1 protein-coding gene is annotated in these 4,048 nt (G+C 74.2%); it reads left to right on the forward strand.

Annotated features, from left to right (window positions below; all coding sequences use genetic code 11):
• The coding region (locus AB0I77_RS53165) for an SDR family NAD(P)-dependent oxidoreductase (protein WP_363290267.1) at positions 1-4,048 on the forward strand (4,048 nt) is incomplete at both ends.

A 4,048-nucleotide genomic window follows, 5' to 3' on the forward strand; every position in this document is an offset into this window, starting at 1 on the left:
GCCGACGGCGTCCGCGCGCTCGGGGACGCGGGTGCGCGGCACTTCCTGGAGATCGGCCCGGACGCTGTCCTCACGCCGTTTGTCGAGGATGCCGTTCCGTTGCTGCGGCGGGACCGTGACGAGGAGACGGCCGCCGTGACCGCGCTGGCCCGGCTCTACACCGCCGGCGTCCCGGTGGACTGGCCCGCGTTCTTCGCCGGCACCGGCGCCTGCCGCGTCGACCTGCCCACCTACCCCTTCCAGCACGAGCGGTACTGGCCCGAGCCCGCCGACGCCCTGCTCCCGTCCGGTGGCGGCGACGGCGTGGACGCCGAGTTCTGGGCCGCCGTGGAACGCGAGGACCTGGCGGCGCTCGCCGCACGCCTGGACATCGGCACCGAGGCACTCGGCGGCGTCGTCCCCGCGCTGTCCGCCTGGCGCAGCAAGCGCCGCGCCCGCTCGCTGTCCGACGCGCTGCGCTTCCGCGAGACCTGGCAGCCGCTGCGCGGCACCCCTGCGGCCGGACCGTCCGGCACCTGGCTGGTCGTCCTGCCCGCCGACGGGCCCGACACCGACGGCGCCTGGCTGGACGCCGTGACCGCCGCCCTCGGCCCCGACACCGTGTCCATCAGAGTCGGCAGGCGGCCCGCCCGAGGCGAACTCGCCGAGGAACTGTCCCGGCTCACCGCCGACGGCACCCGCTTCACCGGCGTCCTCTCCCTGCTCGCCGGCACCGACGCCACCCGCTGGACCAGCGTCCCGGTCGGCCTCGTCGACACCGCCGTACTGCTGCAGGCCATGGACGACGCCGGGTTCCGCACCCGGATCTGGTCCGCCACCCGTGGCGCGGTGGCCGTCTCGCCCGACGAGACCGTGCGACCCCTCCAAGCCTCACTGTGGGGTCTGGGCCGGGTCGCGGCTCTGGAGTATCCCGACCGGTGGGGTGGGTTGATCGATCTGCCAGGGGTACCGGACGAGGCCGCACTGCGCCGGTTCGTCGAGCACTTGGCCGGCTCCGGGGAGGAGGACGAGGTCGCGGTGCGGGGCGCCGGGGTCTTCGGTCGTCGCCTTGCCGCCGCGCCGGGTGTGGAGCGGGCGCCGGTGTGGGAGCCGTCCGGGACGGTGCTGATCACGGGCGGCACGGGTGCGCTGGGCGGTCATGTGGCCCGGTGGGCGGCGGAGCATGGTGCGGAGCATCTGCTGTTGCTCAGCCGGCGTGGCCGACAGGCGCCCGGTGCACAGGAGTTGGAGGCCGAGCTGACCGCGCTGGGTGCGCGGGTGACGATCGCCGCGTGTGACACGGCGATCCGCGCGGAGCTCTCGGCGGCGCTGGAGGCGATCCCAGCCGACATGCCGCTGACCGCCGTCGTGCACGCCGCCGGAGTCCTCGACGACGCCGTGCTCAACGGCCTCACCCCGCAGCGCTTCGGCGCCGTCTTCCGCGCCAAGGTCAGCCCCGCGCTGCTGCTGGACGAGCTGACCCGGGAGCACGACCTGTCGGCGTTCGTGCTGTTCTCGTCGGTGGCCGGGGCGGTCGGCAACCCCGGTCAGGGCAACTACGCGGCCGCGAACACCGTGCTGGACGCGCTGGCGCGGCGGCGCCGGGCCGAGGGACTGCCCGCCACCTCCGTCGCCTGGGGCGCCTGGGACGGCGGCGGCATGGCCGCCGGGCTGACGGATGCGCTGCGCGAGACCGGCACCACCGCCCTCGAACCCCGGCTCGCCCTCGGCGTGCTCGCCGAACTCACCGTCGACACCGCACCCGTGACCGTCGTCGCCGACCTCCAGCAGCAGGACACCCTGCGGATGCTGTTCAGCATCCGGCCCTGCGCCGCCCTCAGCGCCCTGCCCGCCGCCGAGGCGGCCCGCGCCGAGGCCCGCAGGCTCCGCGACGACACGCGCTCCGCCGCCTCCGTCCTGCGCCGCAAGGTGTACGCAGCCCCCGAGGACGAGCGCGTCCCGCTCCTCCTCGACCTGGTCCGCACGCACGCCGCCGGCGTCCTCGGCCACGCCGGAGTCGAAGCCGTGGACGCCGAACGCGCCTTCCACGACATCGGCTTCGACTCCCTGACGTCGATGGAACTGCGCAACCAGCTCGCCCGCGCCACCGGCCTCGCGCTCCCCGCCAGCCTGCTCTTCGACTTCACCCGGCCCCGCAGACTCGCCGAGCGCCTCGTCGCCGAACTCCTGGGCAGCCAGGACGAGTCGGACGGCCCGCTGCCCGCCGCCGACACCGCCGAGGACCCCGTTGTCGTGGTCGGCATGGCCTGCCGTTTCCCCGGCGGCGTCCAGACCCCGGAGCAGCTGTGGGAGCTTGTCGCCTCCGGCACCGACGCCATCTCCGCCTTCCCCACCGACCGAGGCTGGGAGATCCAGGGCCAGGGCGGCTTCCTGCACGACGCCGCCGACTTCGACCCCGAGTTCTTCGGCATCAGCCCGCGCGAGGCCGTGGCCATGGACCCGCAGCAGCGGCTGCTGCTGGAGACCGGCTGGGAGGCGTTCGAACGCGCCGGCATCGACCCGCGGAGTCTGCGCGGCAGCCGCACCGGCGTATTCGTCGGCAGCAACGGGGTCGACTACCACCACCTCCTCGCCCGCGCCAAGGACATGGAGGGTCGCGGCGTCATGCTGGCGGCCAGTGTCATGTCCGGCCGTCTCGCCTACGTCTTCGGCCTCGAGGGCCCGGCGGTCACCGTGGACACGGCGTGCTCGTCGTCGCTGGTGTCGCTGCACCTGGCGGCGCAGGCGCTGCGCAGCGGCGAGTGCTCCCTCGCCCTGGCGGGCGGTGTCACCGTGATGACCACCTCCGCCGCCTTCGCGGGCTTTAGGCACCACGGCGGCCTCGCCGAGGACGGCCGCTGCAAGGCCTTCGGTGACGACGCCGACGGCACCGGCTGGTCCGAGGGCGTCGGCATGGTCGTAGTCGAACGACTCTCCGACGCTGTGCGTCACGGGCACCGGGTCCTCGCCACCGTGCGTGGCTCCGCGGTGAACCAGGACGGTGCGTCCAACGGTTTGACGGCGCCGAACGGTCCGTCGCAGCAGCGGGTGATCCGGCAGGCGCTGGCGTCGGCGGGGCTGGGCCCGGCCGAGGTGGACGCGGTGGAGGCGCACGGCACCGGGACGCGGCTGGGCGACCCGATCGAGGCGCAGGCGTTGCTCGCGACGTACGGTCAGGATCGGGAACGGCCGCTGCTGCTGGGCTCGGTGAAGTCCAACATCGGGCACACCCAGGCGGCTGCCGGTGCGGCCGGACTGATCAAGTCCGTCATGTCCCTGCGGCACGGCGTCGTCCCGCGCACCCTGCACACCGACGTGCCCTCGTCGCACGTCGACTGGTCCATGGGCGCCGTCGAGATCGCCACGGCCAACACCGACTGGCCCGACACCGGGCGCCCCCGCCGGGTCGGCGTGTCATCGTTCGGTATCAGCGGCACCAACGCCCACGTCGTCCTCGAACAGGCACCGGAGCCGGAGGGCGAGGAGCCGGAGACGAGGACCGTCACCGCGCGCGTGGTGCCCTTGCCCGTCACCGCCACCGGCGCGGCCGCGCTCGACGCACAGCTCGACCGGATCCGCGCCCACGCGGACGATCACGCGCCCGTGGACGTCGGCCACTCCCTGGCCGTCGGCCGCTCCGCCTTCCCCCACCGGGCCGTCCTGCTCGCCACCGCCGACGGACTCACCGAGGCCGCGCGAGCGGTCGCCGAGCCCGGACCCCTCGCTGTCCTCTTCTCCGGACAGAGCGCCCAACGGCTGGGCATGGGACGGGAGTTGTACGACCGGTTCCCAGTGTTCGCCGACGCCCTGAACGCCGTACTCGACGAACTCGGCCCCGGAGTGCGGGAGACGATGTGGGGCGACGACCCGGCCGCGCTGGATCGCACCGGCGTCGCTCAGCCCGCCCTGTTCGCCGTCGAGGTAGCGCTGTACCGGCTCGTCGAGTCGTTCGGCGTCAGGCCCAAGTACGTCGCCGGTCATTCGGTGGGTGAGATCGCGGCGGCGCATGTGGCGGGTGTGTTGTCGTTGCGGGATGCGTGTGTGCTGGTGTCGGCGCGGGCGCGGTTGA

Origin of the sequence: Streptomyces sp. NPDC050619 (assembly GCF_040654815.1) — a bacterium.
Lineage (GTDB): Bacteria > Actinomycetota > Actinomycetes > Streptomycetales > Streptomycetaceae > Streptomyces.